The sequence below is a fragment of the Acetobacter musti genome (assembly GCF_011516835.1).
Lineage (GTDB): Bacteria > Pseudomonadota > Alphaproteobacteria > Acetobacterales > Acetobacteraceae > Acetobacter > Acetobacter musti.
In genome coordinates this window covers 1-566 of record NZ_WOTB01000131.1, presented here as the reverse complement: position 1 = coordinate 566, position 566 = coordinate 1, and the positions used below count along the sequence as shown (strand labels likewise).

General features: G+C 58.0%; 1 protein-coding gene and 1 pseudogene. Both read right to left on the bottom strand.

Annotated features, from left to right (window positions below):
• Positions 1 to 326 (bottom strand): transposase (locus GOB93_RS21060; RefSeq protein WP_242010976.1); only part of this gene is annotated, 326 nt, incomplete at its 3' end.
• A 17-nt stretch (positions 327 to 343) separates the two neighbouring features.
• Positions 344 to 566 (bottom strand): annotated as a pseudogene (locus GOB93_RS21310) (hypothetical protein); the annotation flags it as partial.

The window sequence follows — 566 nt, the reverse complement described above, 5'->3', positions numbered from 1 at the left end:
AATGTATGGGCGCAGCGATCGTATCGGGTCGCAACACGTCGCCGGTCTTTCAGCTTTGCGAACATGTTTTCGATGAGGCGGCGCTTTTTACAGAGATGCCAGTCGTAAGGCAGCTTTGATTTCCGGTTCTTTTTCGGTGGAATGCAGACGGTGATATTCCGGTCTGCAGGCGCGTGCCTGATCCGGTTGCTGTCGTATCCCCGGGCACCGATGACTTCCTCTGTCTCATCCGGCAGGTCCGCCAGCAGAACGTCCGCGCCTCTGAAGTCGCTCACCTGACCCGCTGTCAGAGGCAGCCGGACAGGGCGTTCCTGTCCATCACACATGGCATGAAGCTTTGAGTTCAGGCCACCTTTCGTGCGTCCGATATGGCGGGGAAAAGCCCCTTTCTGAGCAGGGACGCCGACGTCCGGTGCGCTTTCAGATGTGTTGCATCAATCATCAGACGCTTCGACCGGCCAGCCTGTTCTGTCACGGCGACGAAGATCCGGTCGAAGACACCCGGGCGGTTCCACCGGATGAAGCGATTATATAAAGTCCTGTGCGGACCATACGCTTTCGGGGCA